The sequence below is a fragment of the Microcella alkalica genome (assembly GCF_014595885.1).
Taxonomy (GTDB): domain Bacteria; phylum Actinomycetota; class Actinomycetes; order Actinomycetales; family Microbacteriaceae; genus Microcella; species Microcella alkaliphila_B.
Map to the genome: position 1 here is coordinate 689186 of NZ_JABUKC010000001.1, position 17405 is coordinate 706590.

Consider the following 17405-nt stretch of genomic DNA (forward strand, 5'->3'; position numbering starts at 1 on the left):
GGCGTCACCACCCCGCCCGCGACGAGGAGTGATGAGCGTGAAGGCGATCCGCCGATTCACCGTCCGTACCGTGCTGCCCGAGTCGCTCGCCGCCGTCGGCGACCTCGCCGCGAACCTCCGCTGGTCGTGGCACGAGCCCACTCGACGCCTCTTCGCGCGGATGGACCCGCAGCGCTGGGACGAGCTCGGGCACGACCCCATCGCCCTGCTCGGCGGCATCGATCCCGAGCGACTTCAGGCCCTCGCCCACGATGAGAGCTTCATCGCCGAGGCCGAGGCGCTGCGCGACGACTTGCGCCGCTACCTCAGCGAGCCGCGCTGGTACCAGTCGCTGCAGGGCGCCCCCGCCCGCATCGCCTACTTCTCGCCCGAGTTCGGCATCGCCTCGGCGATCCCTCAGTACTCCGGCGGCCTCGGCATCCTCGCCGGCGACCACCTCAAGAGCGCGAGCGACCTCGGCCTGCCGCTCATCGGCGTCGGTCTCTTCTACAAGGCCGGCTACTTCCGGCAGGCGATCGACCGCGACGGCTGGCAGCGCGAGAGCTACCCCGTGCTCGACCCCGACGGCCTGCCCATGCAGCTCGTGCGCGACGCCGACGGCGCCGCCGTGCTCGTGACCCTCGCCCTGCCGGGCGGGCAGGCCCTGCACGCGCGCGTGTGGCAGATGACGGTCGGCCGGGTCGTGCTGCTGCTGCTCGACACCGACATCCACGAGAACCCGGAGGAGCTGCGCGGCGTCACCGACCGCCTCTACGGCGGCGGCGGCGAGCACCGGCTGCTGCAGGAGCTGCTGCTCGGCGTCGGCGGCGTGCGCGCCATCAAGCACTACGTCGAGGTGAGCGGCACCGCGGCCCCCGAGGTCTTCCACACCAACGAAGGCCACGCCGGGTTCCTCGGCCTCGAGCGCATCAGCGACCTCATCGCGCAGGGCCTGAGCTTCGACGAGGCGCTGCAAGTGGTGCGCGCCGGCACGCTCTTCACGACTCACACCCCGGTTCCGGCTGGCATCGACCGCTTCGACATCGGCCTCGTGGAGCGCTACTTCTCGACCGGACTGCTGCCGGGCGTCGACGTCGCCGACGTGCTCGCGCTCGGCGCCGAGGACTACGAGGGCGGCGACTCGGGCGTGTTCAACATGGCCGTGATGGGCCTGCGCCTCGCGCAGCGCGCCAACGGCGTCTCGAAGCTGCACGGCGAGGTCTCGCGCGGCATGTTCGGGCAGCTCTGGCCGGGCTTCGACGCGGCCGACGTGCCCATCACCTCGGTGACGAACGGCGTGCACGCCCCCACCTGGACCGACCCGCTCATGTCGGGCCTCGTGCACCAGCGCCTCGGTCACTTCGACACGACCGCCGCCGACTGGGCGGGCTCGGCGATCAGCGACGCCGACCTGTGGGAGGTGCGCCGCGCCATGCGCGAGCAGCTCGTGCAGGACGCCCGCTGCCGCGTGAAGGCGGCCTGGGCGGAGGAGAACCCCGGCATCGCGGCCCCCGCGTGGATGGACTCGCTGCTCGACCCCGACGTGCTCACGATCGGGTTCGCGCGGCGCGTGCCGACCTACAAGCGTCTGACGCTCATGCTCCACGACCAGGAGCGCCTGCGCGCCCTGCTCACCGACCCCGAGCGCCCCGTGCAGCTCGTCATCGCCGGCAAGTCGCACCCGGCCGACGACGCGGGCAAGCAGCTCATCCAGCGCCTCGTGCAGTTCGCGAGCGCGCCCGAGCTGCGCGAGCGCATCGTCTTCCTGCCGAACTACGACATCGCCATGGCGCGCGTGCTCTACCCGGGTACCGACATCTGGCTCAACAACCCGCTGCGCCCGCTCGAGGCGTGCGGCACCTCGGGCATGAAGGCGGCGCTCAACGGCTCGCTCAACCTGTCGATCCTCGACGGCTGGTGGAACGAGTACTACGACGGCGAGAACGGCTGGGCGATCCCGACGGCCGATGCCGCCGGTGACGGCGCCGAGCGCGACAAGCTCGAGGCGAACGCGATGTACGACCTCATCGAGCACCAGGTCGCGCCGCGCTTCTACGACCGCGACGAGGAGGGGCTGCCGCGCCGCTGGCTGCGCAGCATCCGGCACACCCTCGCGACGCTCTCGCCCGAGCTCTCGGCCGACCGCATGGTGCGCGAGTACGTCGAGCGCCTCTACGTGCCGGCCGCCGAGGCTCACCGCGTCATCGTGCAGCAGGGCCACGTGCCGGCGAAGCACCTGTCGGAGTGGAAGCAGCGCGTGACCGCCGAGTGGCCGCGCGTCGCCGTCACGCACGTCGAGTCGGGCGGCGTGGAGTCGCCGCAGCTCGGCGACGAGCTCGAGGTGCGCGCCTACGTCGAGCTCGGCGCGCTGTCGCCGGAGGACGTGCTCGTCGAGGTCGTGCACGGCCGCGCCCGCAACGGCGACGACCTCGTGGACGTGCAGCGCCAGCGCCTGGAGCTCTCGAGCCACGAGCTCGGCCAGCCCGCCGTGTTCGCGGGCACCGTGCGATTGGCCCGCTCGGGCCCCTTCGGCTACACCGTGCGCGTGACGCCGCGCCACGAGCTGCTGGCGTCGCCGGCCGAGCTCGGGCTCGTCGCCGTCGCGCACTGAGCCGGGTCGTGATCGCGGCGGCGGCGTCGGGGGCGGATGCCCCTGACGCCGCCGCCCCCGTCGGTCTCGTCGTCCCCGTGCGGGGCGGCGTTCGCGGCAAGAGCAGGCTGGCGCTCGAGCCGCACCGCCGCGCCGCGCTCGCGGCGGCCTTCGCGCTCGACACGGTGGCGGCGGCGCGGGCGGCGGCGCTCGTCGGCGACGTTGTCGTGGTGGGCGCCCTGCCGGAGCCGGTCGCGGGGGTGCGCGTGCTGGCTGACCCCGGCGAGGGGCTGCTCGCCGCGATCGCGGTGGGGCTCGCGGCGTTGCCGTCGGGCGGCGCGTCGGCGGTGCTGCTCGGCGATCTGCCCGCGCTGCGGCCGGAGGAGCTCGACGACGCCCTCGCCGCGGCCGGGCGTCACGAGCGCGCGTTCGTGCCCGACGCCGAGGGCTCGGGCACGGCGCTCATCGTTGCCCGGGCCGGGGCGCCGCACGTTCCAGCGTTCGGTGAGGGCAGCGCCGAGCGGCACCGCGCGGCGGGGTACGTCGAGCTCGTGCTGCCGGCCGGGTCGGGTCTGCGGCGCGACGTGGACACGCTCGAGCAGCTGCGAGCCGCGGCATCCCTCGCCCTGGGCCCGCGCACGCGCGCGCTGCTCGAGGCCTGACGCGGCTCGGCGGCGCCTACGCGCCGGCGCGCACCTCGGTGATCGTGAGCGAGAGGCGTCGCCCGGTGGCGGCGTAGCCCTGCTCGCGGTGCGCCTGGGCTGCGGCGCGGCGCTCCTCGCTCGGCTCGCCGTACGTCGTCGTGCGCTGCCACGCCTCGCGTCCGATGCCGGCGGCGAGCGCCTCGAGCTCGGCGACGGTCTTCTCCGAGCCGTGGTCGGCGCCGGCCATGCGGCTGATGGTCTCCTCCATGAGGGTGCCGCCGACGTCGTCGGCCCCGCCCTGCAGCATGAGCTGCGTGCCGGTGGTGCCGAGCTTGACCCACGAGGTCTGGATGTGGTCGATGCGCCCGTGCAGCATGAGGCGCGCGACGGCGTGCACGGCGCGGTTCTCCTGCGCGGTCGGGCCGGGGCGTGCGACACCGGCGAGGTAGACGGGCGAGTTGGCGTGCACGAACGGCAGCAGCACGAACTCGGTGAAGCCGCCCGTGGTGTCCTGGATGCCGGCGAGGGTGCGCAGGTGGCCGACCCAGTGCGTCGGGTTGTCGACGTGCCCGTACATCATGGTGCTCGACGAGAGGATGCCGAGGCGGTGCGCGGTGGAGACGATGTCGATCCAGGTCGACGCGGGCAGCTTGCCCTTGGTGAGCACCCAGCGCACCTCGTCGTCGAGGATCTCGGCTGCCGTGCCGGGGATCGTGTCGAGCCCGGCCTCCTGCAGCGACCGCAGGAACTCCTCGTACGACAGCCCGGTGCGGCTGGCGCCGTTGACGATCTCCATGGGGCTGAAGGCGTGCAGGTGGATGCCCGGCCGACGCCGCTTGACCTCGCGCGCGAGGTCGGCGTAAGCGGTGCCCGGCAGGTCGGGGTGGATGCCGCCCTGCATGCAGATCTCGGTCGCCCCCAGCTGCCACGCCTCGTCGACGCGGTCGCCGACCTGCTGCATCGACAGCGTGTACGCGTCGGCGTCGGTGCGCCGCTGGGCGAAGGCGCAGAACCGGCAGCCGGTGTAGCAGACGTTGGTGAAGTTGATGTTGCGATTGACGACGTAGCCGATGCGGTCGCCGACCGTGTCGCGGCGCACGTCGTCGGCGAGCGACGCGAGCGCGTCGAGGTCGGCGCCGTCGGCGTCGAGCAGGGTGAGGTAGTCGGCGTCGCTGAGCCCGGCGGGAGCATCCGCCGCCCTCATGAGCGCCGCGCGCACGCCTGTCGAGATCGCGAGGGATGCCCGGTGCGGCCTCGTCGTGTCGCCGACGGCTTCGCGCAGCGCCTGCCAGTCGCCGTACACGTCGTCGATGTCGCTGCGGGTCTCGGTGCGCCGGCCCTCGGTGTCGATCGCGGTGTGCAGGTCGACGCGTCCGGAGCCGGCCCAGTCGGGGTCGGGCTCCTGCCACGGCAGGCCGACGGGCAGCGCCGACTCGTCGGCGAGGCCGTCGGGGGCGGCGAGGGCGCGCACGTGGGGGAGGACGCGCGGGTCGAGCCAGGGCTCCTCGGCGCGCACGTAGTGGGGGTGCGCGGTGAGGCGCTCGCGCAGGGTGAAGCCCGAGAGCGCGGTGAGGCGCGCGAGCTCGTCGATCTGCGGCCAGGGCCGCTCGGGGTTGACGTGGTCGGGGGTGAGCGGGCTCACGCCGCCCCAGTCGTCGATGCCGGCGCGGATCAGCAGGCCGAGCTCCTCGGCGTCGGTGAGGTTCGGCGGTGCCTGCAGGCGCGCGCCCGGGCCGAGCACGAGGCGGGCGACGGCGACGGCGGCGATGTACTCCTGCAGGTCGAGGTCGTCGGCGGCGCGCATGGCCGTGCGGGGCTTGGCGCGGAAGTTCTGGATGATGACCTCCTGGATCGCCCCGAAGCGCCGCGAGGTGGCGCGCAGGGCGAAGAGGCCGTCGACGCGCTCGGCGTAGGTCTCGCCGATGCCGAGCAGCAGGCCGGAGGTGAACGGCACGGAGGAGCGGCCCGCGTCTTCGAGCACGCGCAGCCGAACATCCGGGTCCTTATCGGGGCTGCCGAAGTGGGCGAGGCCGCGCGTCTCGAACAGGCGCCGCGAGGTCGTCTCGAGCATCATGCCCATGCTCGGCGCGACGGGCTTGAGGCGCTGGATCTCCTCCCACGTCATGACGCCCGGGTTGAGGTGCGGCAGCAGCCCCGTCTCTTCGAGCACTCGGATCGCGACGGCGCGCAGGTAGTCGATGGTCGAGTCGTAGCCGTGCGCGTCGAGCCACTCGCGCGCGGCGGGCCAGCGATCCTCGGGCCGGTCGCCGAGGGTGAAGAGCGCCTCCTTGCAGCCGAGCGCCGCGCCCTGGCGCGCGATGTCGAGCACCTCGTCGGGGCTCAGGAAGGGCGCCTTGCCCTGCGCGGCGAGCTGGTTCGGGGTCTGCACGAAGACGCAGTAGTGGCAGCGGTCGCGGCACAGGTGCGTGAGCGGGATGAACACCTTCCGCGAGTACGTGATGACGTCCGGGCGGCCGGCGCGCTCGAGACCGGCGTCGCGCACCCGTCCGGCGACCGCGAGCAGGCGGTCGAGGTCGTCGTGCCGGCAGTGCAGCAGGGTCTCGGCCTCGGTCGCGTCGAGCGTCACCCCCGATTCGGCGCGCTTGAGCGCGCGCGAGAGGGCGGATGCGGTGGGCACGAACGCTGCGTCGGTCACGAGGTCTCCGTGGTCGGCTGCGGCCCGCGGCGCGCGTGCGGCGCCGTGGCGAGCGGAGGGGCGCGGGCACGCCGACCCGCGGAGGGTGCGGCGGGCGAGTGCCGCCGCGGTGAGCACTCCCAAGTCGGGCGCGCTGCGTGAGTGCGGCCAGCCTAGTGCGCGGGTCTGCTCGCTCGCCGGTCCGCGCGCCGCGCGTGCGAGCATCGAGCCGCTGGATCCCGTTCCGGCCGCCCGTGTCGCCCTGGTACAGCATCCGCCTGACACGCCCCGCCCCGCCCCGCCCCGACCTTCCCGCTCATCCCAGCCACCTCTCCTGCCCTCCGCTCCCCTTCGGTGGGCCGGCGTGGTGACTCTGCGAATTGCGGAAGATCGCGAGCCGGCTTCGCGAACTTCCGCCGTTCGCAGAGTGCCGTGGTGGCACCCAGGTGCCGCCCGCCGCCCGCCGCCCGTGCGCGAGGGCCAGCGGGCTGGACCGGCGACCTGGCGAGCCCCGCACAGGCCGCGTGGCGCCTGCGTCGCACGACCAGCACGCCGATACCGCCCCAGCGCGAGAGGCGAGGGACCGCCCGACGACGCTCCTCCCCAGCTCGACTCGCGCGTGCGTCGACCACGGGTCGGCCGGCATGAGCCCGTGCGCACGGTCTCGTGCATGAGCATCCGAGGGTGGCAGTGGGATGGAACATGGAGCCGGTGATCCGACGGTACGGCGGCATCGCGTCGCGGGCTGAGCTGCTCGCCGCGGGGTGGACGCCCACCGACCTGTGGCTCGCCGACAAGTACGGCGACCTCGACCGCATCCGTCGCGGCTGGTACGCCTCGAGCGACCTCCCCGACGATGCTCGAGCGGCCTGGGCGGCCGGCGGGCCGCTCGCCTGCGTGAGTGCGCTCCTGCACCACGGCATGCTCCCGCCCGACGACGACGACGCCGCCCTCGGCCTGCACATCGCGATCGCCGCCGATGCGCACCGAATCCGACGAGGCCCCGACGAGGCGCGTGCCGCCACCCTGGTCGTTCCGCACTGGAGCACCGCCGACCGGTGCTCCGGCTCGCGCCTGGCCGTGTCGCCCTCCGTCGCCCTGCGTCAGGCGCGCGGCTGCACGAGAGCCGTCAGAGCGCGCGTGCGCTCACTGCCGAGGGCTGCGCAGCCTGTCGTTCACCACGAGCCGCGGATGCGCGGGCTCTCCTCGTGCAGCGTCACCGTCGCGCGGCGGTAGTCGGCGAGCCGGTGCAGGCCCGCCGTCTCGGGGCCGACCGCATCACCGCGCACGACGACCCGGGCGCCCGCCGCGAGGCCCGCGCGCACCCCCGCCGCGGTGTCCTCGACGACGACGCAGCGGGCCGGGTCGACGTTCAGCTGCGCGGCGGCGAGCAGGTAGCACGCGGGGTCGGGCTTGCCCGCGGGCACGTCGTCGGCCGTCACGAGCACGGGCGGCGTCGGCAGCCCCGCCGCCTCCAGCCGCGCGCCCACGAGCAGGGCGTTCGCCGAGGTCACGATCGCCCAGGGCGCGCCGAGCTCGGTCAGCCGGGTCAGCAGCTCACGCGCCCCCGGCAGCGCCACGGTCTCGTGCACGAGCTCCAGCTCGCGCGCGTCGAGCCAGGCGGCCGCCTCGGCGGGGTCGCCGTCGGGCAGAAAGCGCCGGATCGTCTCCTCCGCCCGCACGCCGTGCGCGACGGAGAGCACCTCCTCCGGGTCGACGCCGAAGCGCGCCGCGAAGTCGCGCCATGCCTGGTCGACGGCGCTGGTGGTGTCGACGAGGGTGCCGTCGTTGTCGAAGAGCAGGGCATCCGCGTCGATCGCCGCCGTCGGCGCGGGCGAGGGGGAGGCCGCGGTGCTCACGGGCGTCTCCGCAGCTCGAGCGCGAAGTCGAGCGCGTCGCGAGCGAGGTCGGCGGCCGTGTCGAGGTCGCGCATCAACAGCGGCACCGCGCGCGCCTCGATGCCCGCATCCTCCACGTCGGCGAGCGCCGCGGCGTCCTCCTCGGCGAGCAGCCAGCCGTCGAGCAGGCCGCGGGCGCCCGACTCGGCGTGCACGACTCGCGACCGAGCGCCGTAGTGCCGAGCGACCGCCGCGGCATCCGTCGCCACGCCGATCGCCTGCAGGCAGGCGTCGGCCATGCCGCGCACCGCCGCGCCGGCGATGATCGGCGACACGCCCACGACGGTGCCGGGGGAGGCCGTGACCGCCTGCGCCATGCCGGGGATCGACAGGATCGTGCCGATCGACACGACGGGGTTCGAGGGCGCCACGAGCACGACGTCGGCGCCGAGCAGGGCGTCGAGCGCGCCGACCGACGGGATCGCCCGGTGCAGGCCGTGCTGGTGGAACCGCAGGGCGGGGATGCTCGCCCGATGCCGCGTCCACCACTCCTGGAAGTGCAGCTCGCGCTCGCCCGACGCGAGCTCGTCGTCGCCGGCTGCCTCCGGGTCGGCGATGACCACGTGCGTGTCGACCTCGTCGTCGGTCGCGGGGTGCAGGGTGACGCCGAGCTCCCAGCGCTGCTGCAGTCGGCGCACGACCTCCGAGGGCGTCAGGCCGTCGCGCAGCCACGCCGAGCGGGCGATGTGCGTGCCGAGGTCGAGGTCGCCGAGCGTGAACCACGGCGGCGTGACCCCGTACGCCTGCAGCTCGCCCGAGACGCGCTCGCTCTCGCCGACGCGGCCCCAGCCGCGCTGCTCGTCGTTCTGCCCGCTCAGCGTGTACAGCATCGAGTCGAGGTCGGGGGTGATGCGCAAGCCCGCGAGCCACCAGTCGTCGCCCGTGTTGACGATGACGTCGACGGATGCTCCCGGCCGGTGGCGGCGCACCTCCTCCCGTACGCCGCGCACGAAGCGCGCACCTCCGACGCCGCCCGCGAGCACAGTGATCCGCACGGCTCTACGGTATCCGCGCCCCGCTGGGGGGTCGGCGCTCGCCGCGGCTCGTAGCGGCGGTGCTCGTTCGTGCGCGTCTCTGGCCCGGCGCGCATCCGCGGGCCTAGGTTTTACGCACGCGTCATTGAGCGAAACGAGCCGGTAATGCTCGCCCCGCACACTGACCCCAGTTCAACGATGAGAAGGGGTTTCATCAATGTCAGTCATCCGCGCTGCGATCACTCAGACCACCTGGACGGGTGACAAGGAGTCGATGATCGCCAAGCACGAGCAGCTCGCGCGCGACGCCGCCGCCGACGGAGCGCAGATCATCTGCTTCCAGGAGCTCTTCTACGGCCCCTACTTCGGCATCATCGAGGACGCCAAGTACTACGACTACGCCGAGCCCGCCGACGGGCCCACCGTGCAGCGCTTCGCGGCGCTCGCCAAGGAGCTCGGCATCGTGATGGTCCTCCCGATCTACGAGGAGGACATGCCGGGGGTGTACTACAACACCGCCGTCGTGGTCGACGCCGACGGCACCATCCTCGGTAAGTACCGCAAGCACCACATCCCGAACCTCGACCGCTTCTGGGAGAAGTTCTACTTCCGCCCCGGCAACCTCGGCTACCCCGTCTTCGACACCGCCGTCGGCAAGGTCGGCGTCTACATCTGCTACGACCGGCACTTCCCCGAGGGGTGGCGCGAGCTGGGCCTGGGCGGCGCCGAGCTCGTGTTCAACCCGAGCGCGACGAAGCCCGGCCTGTCGAACCGCCTGTGGGAGCTCGAGCAGCCCGCCGCGGCCGCCGCGAACCAGTACTTCATCGGCGCCAACAACCGCATCGGCACCGAGAGCGACGAGTTCGGCGACCTCGCCGTGACGTTCTACGGCAGCTCGTACTTCGTCGACCCGCGCGGCAACTACGTCGGCGACGTCGCGAGCCAGGACCAGACCGAGATCGTCATCCGCGACCTCGACCTCGGGCTCATCCGCGAGGTGCGCAACAGCTGGCAGTTCTACCGAGACCGCCGGCCCGACTCGTACACCGCGACGGTGAAGCCGTAGGGGGCGCCGAGATGTCGACCCTGCTCATCCGCGGCGGCACCGTCGTCTCCGCCACCGGCCGCGGCGCGGCCGACGTGCTCGTCGACGGCGAGACCATCGTCGCCGTGCTCGCCCCCGGCTCGACCCTGCTCGGGCACGACCTGGCCGCATCCGTCGACACGGTCGTCGACGCGACGGGCAAGTACGTGATCCCCGGCGGCATCGACGCGCACACCCACATGGAGCTGCCCTTCGGCGGCACCGCCGCGATCGACACCTTCGAGACCGGCACGATCGCCGCAGCCTGGGGCGGCACCACGAGCATCATCGACTTCGCCGTGCAGACCGCCGGCCAAAAGGTCTTCGACGGGCTCGCCGCCTGGCACGAGAAAGCGGCCGGCAACTGCGCGATCGACTACGGGTTCCACCAGATCGTCGGCGGCGTCGACGCCGATTCGCTGGATGCCCTGCCCAAGCTCGTCGACGAAGGCATCACGAGCTACAAGATGTTCATGGCGTACCCCGGCGTGTTCTACGCCGACGATGCGCAGATCCTCCGCGCCATGCAGGTCGCCGCCGAGCACGGGCTCATGACGATGATGCACGCCGAGAACGGCCCCGCCATCGACGTGCTCGTGGCGCAGCTGCTCGAGCAGGGCAAGACCGACCCGTACTACCACGGGGTCGCCCGTGCCTGGCAGATGGAGGAGGAGGCCACGCACCGAGCGATCATGCTCGCGCACCTCACCGGCGCCCCGCTCTACGTCGTGCACGTGAGCGCCAAGCAGGCCGTCGAGCAGCTCGCCGCCGCGCGCGACCGCGGCCAGAACGTGTTCGGCGAGACGTGCCCGCAGTACCTCTACCTGTCGCTGGAGGAGCAGCTCGGCGCGGTCAGCGAGCAGTACGGCGCCTTCGAGGGCGCGAAGTGGGTCTGCTCGACGCCGCTGCGCTCGCGCGCCGAGGGCCACCAGGACCACATGTGGCAGAGCCTGCGCACGAACGACCTGCAGATGGTCTCGACCGACCACTGCCCGTTCTGCATGAAGGGGCAGAAGGAGCTCGGCCTCGGCGACTTCTCGAAGATCCCGAATGGCATCGGCTCGGTCGAGCACCGGATGGACCTCATGTACCAGGGCGTCGTCACGGGCGAGATCACGCTCGAGCGCTGGGTCGAGATCACGAGCACCACCCCGGCGCGCATGTTCGGCCTCTACGGCAGGAAGGGCGTCATCGCGCCCGGGGCCGACGCCGACATCGTCGTCTACGACCCGAACGGCCACACCTCGATCGGCATGCCCGTCGACGCGGCCGGCAACCCCACCGGCAGGAAGCACCACATGAACATGGACCACGCCGCGTGGGAGGGCTTCGAGATCGACGGGAAGGTCGACACGGTGATCTCGCGCGGCTCGGTCGTCATCCAGAACGACGCCTTCCACGGGCGGGCCGGGCACGGTCAGTACCTGCGCCGCGGCCTGAGCCAGTACCTGGTCTGAGCGCCGACGAGCACGAGAGGAGCATCCATGGAATTCGGCGCCGTCCTGCAGACCAACCCGCCCGCCAGCCGCACCGTCCACCTCGCCAAGCTCGCCGAGCAGTACGGCTTCAGCCACGTGTGGACCTTCGACAGCCACATCCTGTGGCAGGAGCCGTACGTCATCTACTCGGCGATCCTCGCGCAGACGCACCGGGTGAAGGTCGGGCCCTTCGTCACGAACCCGGCCACGCGCGACTGGACGGTCACCGCGAGCGTCTTCGCGACCCTCAACGAGATGTACGGCAACCGCACGATCGTCGGCATCGGCCGCGGCGACTCGGCGGTGCGCGTGACCAACGGCAAGCCGACGACGCTCGCCGAGCTGCGCGAGTCGATCCACGTGATCCGCGAGCTCGGCAACTCGCGGGCCGTCGAGTACCACGGCGCGACGCTGCAGCTGCCGTGGAGCCACGGCAGCGAGCTGGAGGTGTGGGTCGCCGCGTACGGACCCCTGGCGCTCAAGCTCACCGGGGAGGTGGGCGACGGCTTCATCCTGCAGCTGGCCGACCTCGACATCGCGAAGTGGATGATCGAGACCGTGCGCACCGCGGCCGATAATGCCGGGCGCGACCCGATGAGCGTGAAGTTCTGCGTCGCGGCGCCCATGTACATCGGCAGCGACTGGGATCACATGCGCAACCAGACGCGCTGGTTCGGCGGCATGGTCGGCAACCACGTCGCCGACATCGTCGCCAAGCACGGCGCGAACTCCGACGTGCCGCGCGCGCTGACCGACTACATCGCCGGGCGCGAGGGCTACGACTACAACACGCACGGCAAGGCCGGCAACGACCACGTCGACTTCGTGCCCGACGAGATCGTCGACCGGTTCTGCGTGCTCGGCACCGCGAAGGATCACCTCGAGAAGCTCGAGGCCCTGCGCGAGCTCGGCGTCGACCAGTTCGCCGGCTACCTCCAGCACGACAACAAGGAGGAGACCCTGCGGGTGTACGGGGAGACGATCATCCCCGCGATGCGCGACGCGAAGCGGGCCAAGGCGTGACCGACGCCGCGATCGCCCTCACGCCGCCGCGACGGCGCGCGCGCGATCGCGGTGCGCGCCTGCGACTGTGGGGGTACGGCCTGCTCGGCATCGTCGTGCTCGGGCTGGTCTGGGAGCTCTACAAGGCCCTCGGGCCGGAGGACGGCGTCGTCGTCGGCGGGGCGCGCGTGCTGCCGCGCACGACCGACCTCGCCATGCCGCACCTGTGGGAGATGGCGTCGCGGCTCGCCGAGCCCGTGACACGGGCCGACGGGGCTCGGCCGCTGTGGCTCGAGATCGTGCTCGCCGCCGCCCTCACGCTCGGCATCGCTGCGGCCGGGTGGGTCGTCGGCGTCGTCATCGGCATCGCGCTCGCGCTCGTCATGCAGCGCTGGCGCCTGGCCGAGTCGGCGATGCTGCCGTGGATCGTGCTGAGCCAGACGGTGCCGCTCATCGCCTTCGCGCCGCTCGTGCGCAGCTGGGGCGCGCGCATCGAGATCGGCGCCTTCGAGTGGCAGGACTGGATGAGCGTCGCCGTCATCGCGAGCTACCTGGCGTTCTTCCCCGTCGCGGTCGGCGCCCTGCGTGGGCTGCAGGCGCCCGACGCGATCCACCTCGAGCTGCTGCGCACCTACTCGGTGGGCTGGTGGGCGACGCTGCGCAGTGTGCGGCTGCCCGCCGCGGTGCCGTACCTGCTGCCCGCGCTGCGCCTCGCCGCGGCCAACGCCGTGGTCGGCGCGATCGTCGCCGAGGTCTCGACGGGCCTGCAGGGCGGGCTGGGGCGCCTCATCATCCAGTACGCCGGCCAGGCCAGCGGCGACCCGGCGAAGGCGTGGGCGCCCATCGGCGGCGCGATCGTGCTCGGGCTCGTCGCAGCGGGCTCCGTGGCGATCCTCGGCCTCATCTTCCGGAACTACCGACGCGCGGAGGCGACCGCATGACCACTACCCCAGCAGGCACGGCAGCGACCGCGAGCGCCGTGAGCGTGCGCGGCGCCGACAAGGTGTTCGCGACCAAGCGCGGCGAAGTCGTCGCGCTCACCGGCATCGACCTCGACGTCGCGCCCGGCGAGTTCGTCTCGCTCATCGGCCCCTCCGGGTGCGGCAAGTCGACCCTGCTGCGCCTCATCGCCGACCTCGACTCGCCCACGAGCGGCACGGTCGAGGTGTTCGGCACGAGCGCGCACCAGGCTCGCCTCGATCAGCGGTACGGCATCGCCTTCCAGCAGGCCGGGCTGCTGCCGTGGCGCACGGTCGCCGCCAACATCGCCCTGCCGCTCGAGCTGCACGGCGTCGGTGCCGCCGAGCGCGCGGCGCGCGTCGACGAGCTCATCGAGCTCGTCGGGCTCGGCGACTTCGCGCAGCAGTACCCGGACCACCTCTCCGGCGGCATGCAGCAGCGCGTCGCGATCGCGCGGGCGCTCGCCGAGAAGCCCGCGCTGCTGCTCATGGACGAGCCCTTCGGCGCGCTCGACGAGATGACGCGCGAGTACCTGCAGGCGGAGCTGCTGCGCATCGCGGCCGAGACTCGCGCCGCCGTGGTGTTCGTGACCCACTCCATCCCGGAGGCGGTGTACCTCAGCGACCGGGTCGTCGTGATGTCGCCGCGGCCCGGCCGCATCTCGGCGATCGTGCCGATGAACCTGGGGCGCAGCGCCGACCGCGCGGAGGACATCCGCGAGGACGCGGCGTTCTTCGAGATGATCACGGCCGTCCGCGAGGCGCTGCACGGCGCCCCCGTGACCGGTGCGCGCGGGGTCGAGACGCGATGAGCTCCGCGGCGATCGGGCGCGAGGCGAGCACCGCCGAGCGCGTCGGCGCGCCGATCGTGCTCGGCGTCGTCGTCGTCGCGCTCTGGCAGCTGCTCGCCGGCAGCGGGCTCATCGAGGCCTACCTGCTGCCGAGCCCGCTCGCGATCGGGCAGGAGATCGCCGAGTTCCTGCCCTCGATGCTGAGCGCCGCGGGGCTCACGGGGCTCAATGCGCTCGTCGGCCTGCTCGTCGGCACACTGCTCGGCATCGTCGGGGCGCTCCTGGCCTCCGCCACGCGCCTCGTCGACGGGATGCTCGCCCCCGTCGTCGCGGCGCTCTCGGTCGTGCCCATCGTGGCCCTCGCCCCCGTGCTCAACTCGGCATTCGGCGCCGACGCGCAGACCGGGCGGCAGCTCATCGCCGCGCTCGCCGCCTTCGTGCCCGTCTTCATCAACACCGCGCGCGGGCTGCGGCAGACCCGGCCCGTGCACCGCGACCTCATGCGCGTCTACGCCGCGTCGCCGTGGCAGACGATGCGCACCATCACGCTGCGCACGGCCGCGCCGTTCACGTTCACGGGCATCCGCCTCGCCTCCTCGCTCGCCGTCATCTCGGCGCTCGTCGCCGAGTACTTCGGCGGCCCGCGCGGGGGCCTGGGCGGCCTCATTTCGACCTCGGCCGCCTCGAGCGCCTACGCCCGCGCATGGGCCTACGTCGTCGCGGCGATCGTGCTCGGGCTCGTGTTCTACCTCGTCGCGCTCGCCATCGAGCGCCTCGTCTCCCGTCGCCGTTGACGCCGAGACGCCCCCGGCACCTCTCCGCACCACCCGCTCCATTCGTCCCACCCGCGTCACCACCGCACCACCACCCCCGGGAACCACCGAAAGGACAGCACATGACCCACAGCACCCGTCGCCTCGCGACGATCGGCGCGATCGGCCTGACCGCCGCGCTCGCCCTCTCCGCCTGCGCCGCCGACTCCGGCGGCACCGACGGCGGAGGAGGCTCCGACGAGCTCACGCAGGTGAAGCTCCAGCTCCAGTGGCTGCCGCAGGGCCAGTTCGCCGGCTACTTCGCCGCGCAGGATCAGGGCTACTTCGAGGAGGCGGGGCTGGAGGTCGAGATCATCCCCTCCGGCGGCGACATCGTGCCGCAGGACGCCCTCGCCAACGGCGACGTCGACTACGCCATCGCCTGGGTGCCGAAGGTGCTCGGCTCGATCGAGGCGGGCGCGAACGTCACGAACATCGCGCAGATCTTCCAGCGCTCCGGCACCCTGCAGGTCGCGTGGGCCGACAGCGGCATCGAGTCGGTCGCCGACTTCGAGGGCAAGAAGATCGGCTCGTGGGGCTTCGGCAACGAATGGGAGATCTTCGCCGCGATGGCCGAGGAGGGCCTGGACTCGACGACTGTCGAGATCATCACGCAGGACTTCAACATGAACGCCTTCCTCGCCGGCGACATCGACGCGGCGCAGGCCATGACCTACAACGAGTATGCGCAGGTGCTCGAGACGGTGAATCCCGAGACGGGTGAGCTGTACACGCCCGACGACCTCAACGTCATCAGCTACGAGGACACGGTCGGCGCGATGCTGCAGGACGCCATCTGGGCCGACACCGAGCGCCTCGAGAGCGACGAGGAGTACCAGGAGACGACCGTCGCCTTCCTCAAGGCCGTCATCAAGGGCTGGGTCTACGCCGCCGAGAACCCGCAGGAGGCCGCCGACATTGTGGGCGCCGCCGGCTCCGGCTGGGGCCCGAGCCACGAGCTCTGGATGGTCAACGAGACGAACAAGCTCATCTGGCCCGCGCCGAACGGCATCGGCTACATCGACGAGGCCGCCTTCGACGCCACGGTCGAGGCCGCGCTCATCGCCGTCAACGAGACCGGCGCGCGCCTCATCACCGAGGAGCCCGGCGACGGGGTGTGGACCAACGAGTACATCGAGCGAGCGCTCGCCGAGCTCGAGGAGGAGGGCGTCGACGTGCGCGGCGAATCCTTCGAGCCGATCGAGGTCGAGCTCAGGGAGGGCGGCAACTAGCCCGGCCTCGCCGACCGATCGGGGGCGGGATGCTCGCGCCGAGCATCCCGCCCCTCTTCGCCCCTCGCTCTCAGCCGACAGGCCCCACGATGGCGGCATGACGATCGACGCCACGCGCGCCGCGGGCCTCGCACGGCTCGCCGACTTCGTGCCCCGAGCTGGCCGCGCCTACGCCGCCGAGCGCAACCACGACCGCGGCCCGGGCGACCGCGCGAACGTCTCGACGCTCGCGCCGTGGGTGCGGCACCGGCTCGTGACCGAGCGAGAGGTCGTCGAGGCGGTGCTCGCGCGGCACTCGCCGCAGGCCGCGGAGAAGTTCGTGCAGGAGGTGCTGTGGCGCACCTACTGGAAGGGCTGGCTCGAGCTGCGGCCGAGCGTCTGGGGCCGCTACTGGGCGGGCCTCGAGCCCGTGCTCGCGGGCCTCAACGCCGACGCCCGCTCGCGCTACGACGACGCGATCGCCGGCCGCACCGGCATCGACGGCTTCGACGACTGGGCGCGCGAGCTCGTCGAGACCGGCTACCTGCACAACCACGCGCGCATGTGGTTCGCGAGCATCTGGCTGTTCACCCTGCGCCTGCCGTGGCAGCTCGGCGCCGACCTCTTTCTGCGCCATCTGCTCGACGGCGACCCGGCCTCGAACACGCTCAGCTGGCGCTGGGTCGCGGGCCTGCAGACCGCGGGCAAGACCTACCTCGCGACCGCCGACAACATCGCCCGGTACACCGACGGCCGCTACCGGCCGCGCGGGCTCGCGACCGAGGCGATCGTGCCCGACGACGACCCGGTGCCGCCCGCGGCGCCCGCGCCGACGCCGACGCCGCTGCCGAGCGGGCGCGTCGTGCTGCTGCTGCACGAGGACGATCTGCACGCCGAGAGCCTGCTGCCGGCGATCGCCGCCGCGGGCGCCGAGGTCGTCGCGGTCGCGGCGCCGACCGCGGGGGAGCGGCGCTCACCGGTCGCGGCGACGGCCGAAGGGCCGGCACGGTTCACCGCGCAGGCGCTCGACGACGGCCGCGATCGCGCCGCGCGCGCCCTCGCAGTGCCGGCGATCGCGCTCGACGGGCTCGAGGCATCCGTCATCGCCGCGGCCGCGCGCGAGCACCGCGCGACCGCTGTCGTCACCCCGTATGCGCCCGTCGGCCCGACCCGCGACCCGCTCGACCGGGCCAGCGCGGATCTCGCGACCGAGGGCCTGCCGCTCGCGACGGCGCTGCGCGAGTGGGATGCCCTCGCCTGGCCGCACGCGACGCGCGGGTTCTTCCCCTTCAAGGAGCGCATCCCTGCTCTGCTGCGCACGCAGCGAATCGGCCTCGACCGGGGATAA

The 17405-nt window shown here is 72.8% G+C and carries 14 protein-coding genes; 11 read left to right on the forward strand and 3 right to left on the reverse strand.

Annotated features, from left to right (window positions below; all coding sequences use genetic code 11):
- The first annotated feature begins 37 nt into the window (after window positions 1-37).
- Both glgP and cofC read left to right on the forward strand, forming a co-directional pair.
- Window positions 38-2590, forward strand: coding sequence for an alpha-glucan family phosphorylase (glgP, locus tag ID804_RS03340; RefSeq protein WP_169077795.1), 2553 nt, complete (start codon window positions 38-40; stop codon window positions 2588-2590).
- Between the two features lie 8 nt (window positions 2591-2598).
- The gene (gene cofC / locus ID804_RS03345; RefSeq protein ID WP_317451148.1) at window positions 2599-3231 is read left to right on the forward strand and encodes a 2-phospho-L-lactate guanylyltransferase; all 633 of its coding nucleotides are present in this window, start codon (window positions 2599-2601) and stop codon (window positions 3229-3231) included.
- Window positions 3232-3247: 16 nt separating this feature from the next.
- Here cofC and ID804_RS03350 read toward each other — a convergent pair whose 3' ends face one another.
- On the reverse strand, window positions 3248-5869 hold the full coding sequence (locus tag ID804_RS03350; RefSeq protein ID WP_317451149.1) for a bifunctional FO biosynthesis protein CofGH: 2622 nt from the start codon (window positions 5867-5869) through the stop codon (window positions 3248-3250).
- 681 nt (window positions 5870-6550) lie between these two features.
- Between ID804_RS03350 and ID804_RS03355 the strand changes: the two genes are divergently transcribed.
- Window positions 6551-7084 carry a type IV toxin-antitoxin system AbiEi family antitoxin domain-containing protein gene (locus tag ID804_RS03355; RefSeq protein ID WP_169077512.1) on the forward strand — a complete coding sequence of 178 codons (534 nt, stop codon included), beginning with the start codon at window positions 6551-6553 and terminating at the stop codon, window positions 7082-7084.
- Here ID804_RS03355 and ID804_RS03360 read toward each other — a convergent pair.
- Both ID804_RS03360 and cofD read right to left on the reverse strand, forming a co-directional pair.
- The gene (locus ID804_RS03360; protein ID WP_317451150.1) at window positions 7024-7707 is read right to left on the reverse strand and encodes an HAD-IA family hydrolase; all 684 of its coding nucleotides are present in this window, start codon (window positions 7705-7707) and stop codon (window positions 7024-7026) included. The genes ID804_RS03355 and ID804_RS03360 overlap by 61 nt on opposite strands.
- Window positions 7704-8741 carry a 2-phospho-L-lactate transferase gene (gene cofD / locus ID804_RS03365; RefSeq protein WP_169077513.1) on the reverse strand — a complete coding sequence of 346 codons (1038 nt, stop codon included), beginning with the start codon at window positions 8739-8741 and terminating at the stop codon, window positions 7704-7706. Before cofD ends, ID804_RS03360 begins: the two co-directional genes overlap by 4 nt.
- Before the next feature lie 196 nt (window positions 8742-8937).
- Between cofD and ID804_RS03370 the strand changes: the two genes are divergently transcribed.
- The 8 genes from ID804_RS03370 (at window position 8938) to ID804_RS03405 (ending at window position 17405) form a co-directional block, all read left to right on the forward strand.
- Window positions 8938-9786 carry a nitrilase-related carbon-nitrogen hydrolase gene (locus ID804_RS03370; protein WP_169077514.1) on the forward strand — a complete coding sequence of 283 codons (849 nt, stop codon included), beginning with the start codon at window positions 8938-8940 and terminating at the stop codon, window positions 9784-9786.
- 11 nt (window positions 9787-9797) lie between these two features.
- Complete coding sequence (gene hydA / locus ID804_RS03375) at window positions 9798-11261, forward strand: dihydropyrimidinase (RefSeq protein WP_169077515.1); 1464 nt, start codon at window positions 9798-9800, stop codon at window positions 11259-11261.
- Window positions 11262-11288: 27 nt separating this feature from the next.
- Window positions 11289-12305, forward strand: coding sequence for a TIGR03842 family LLM class F420-dependent oxidoreductase (locus ID804_RS03380; protein ID WP_169077516.1), 1017 nt, complete (start codon window positions 11289-11291; stop codon window positions 12303-12305).
- Entirely contained in the window at window positions 12302-13225 is a 924-nt protein-coding gene (locus ID804_RS03385; RefSeq protein WP_396789711.1) for an ABC transporter permease, read from the forward strand. Before ID804_RS03380 ends, ID804_RS03385 begins: the two co-directional genes overlap by 4 nt.
- Window positions 13222-14055 (forward strand): ABC transporter ATP-binding protein, encoded by an 834-nt coding sequence (locus ID804_RS03390; protein WP_169077517.1) that lies wholly within the window; start codon window positions 13222-13224, stop codon window positions 14053-14055. The genes ID804_RS03385 and ID804_RS03390 overlap by 4 nt, the downstream gene beginning before the upstream one ends.
- The gene (locus ID804_RS03395; RefSeq protein WP_169077518.1) at window positions 14052-14828 is read left to right on the forward strand and encodes an ABC transporter permease; all 777 of its coding nucleotides are present in this window, start codon (window positions 14052-14054) and stop codon (window positions 14826-14828) included. The genes ID804_RS03390 and ID804_RS03395 overlap by 4 nt, the downstream gene beginning before the upstream one ends.
- A gap of 101 nt (window positions 14829-14929) precedes the next feature.
- Window positions 14930-16078, forward strand: a complete 1149-nt coding sequence (locus ID804_RS03400) for an ABC transporter substrate-binding protein (protein ID WP_169077519.1) — start codon at window positions 14930-14932, stop codon at window positions 16076-16078.
- Between the two features lie 97 nt (window positions 16079-16175).
- Window positions 16176-17405 carry an FAD-binding domain-containing protein gene (locus ID804_RS03405; protein WP_169077520.1) on the forward strand — a complete coding sequence of 410 codons (1230 nt, stop codon included), beginning with the start codon at window positions 16176-16178 and terminating at the stop codon, window positions 17403-17405.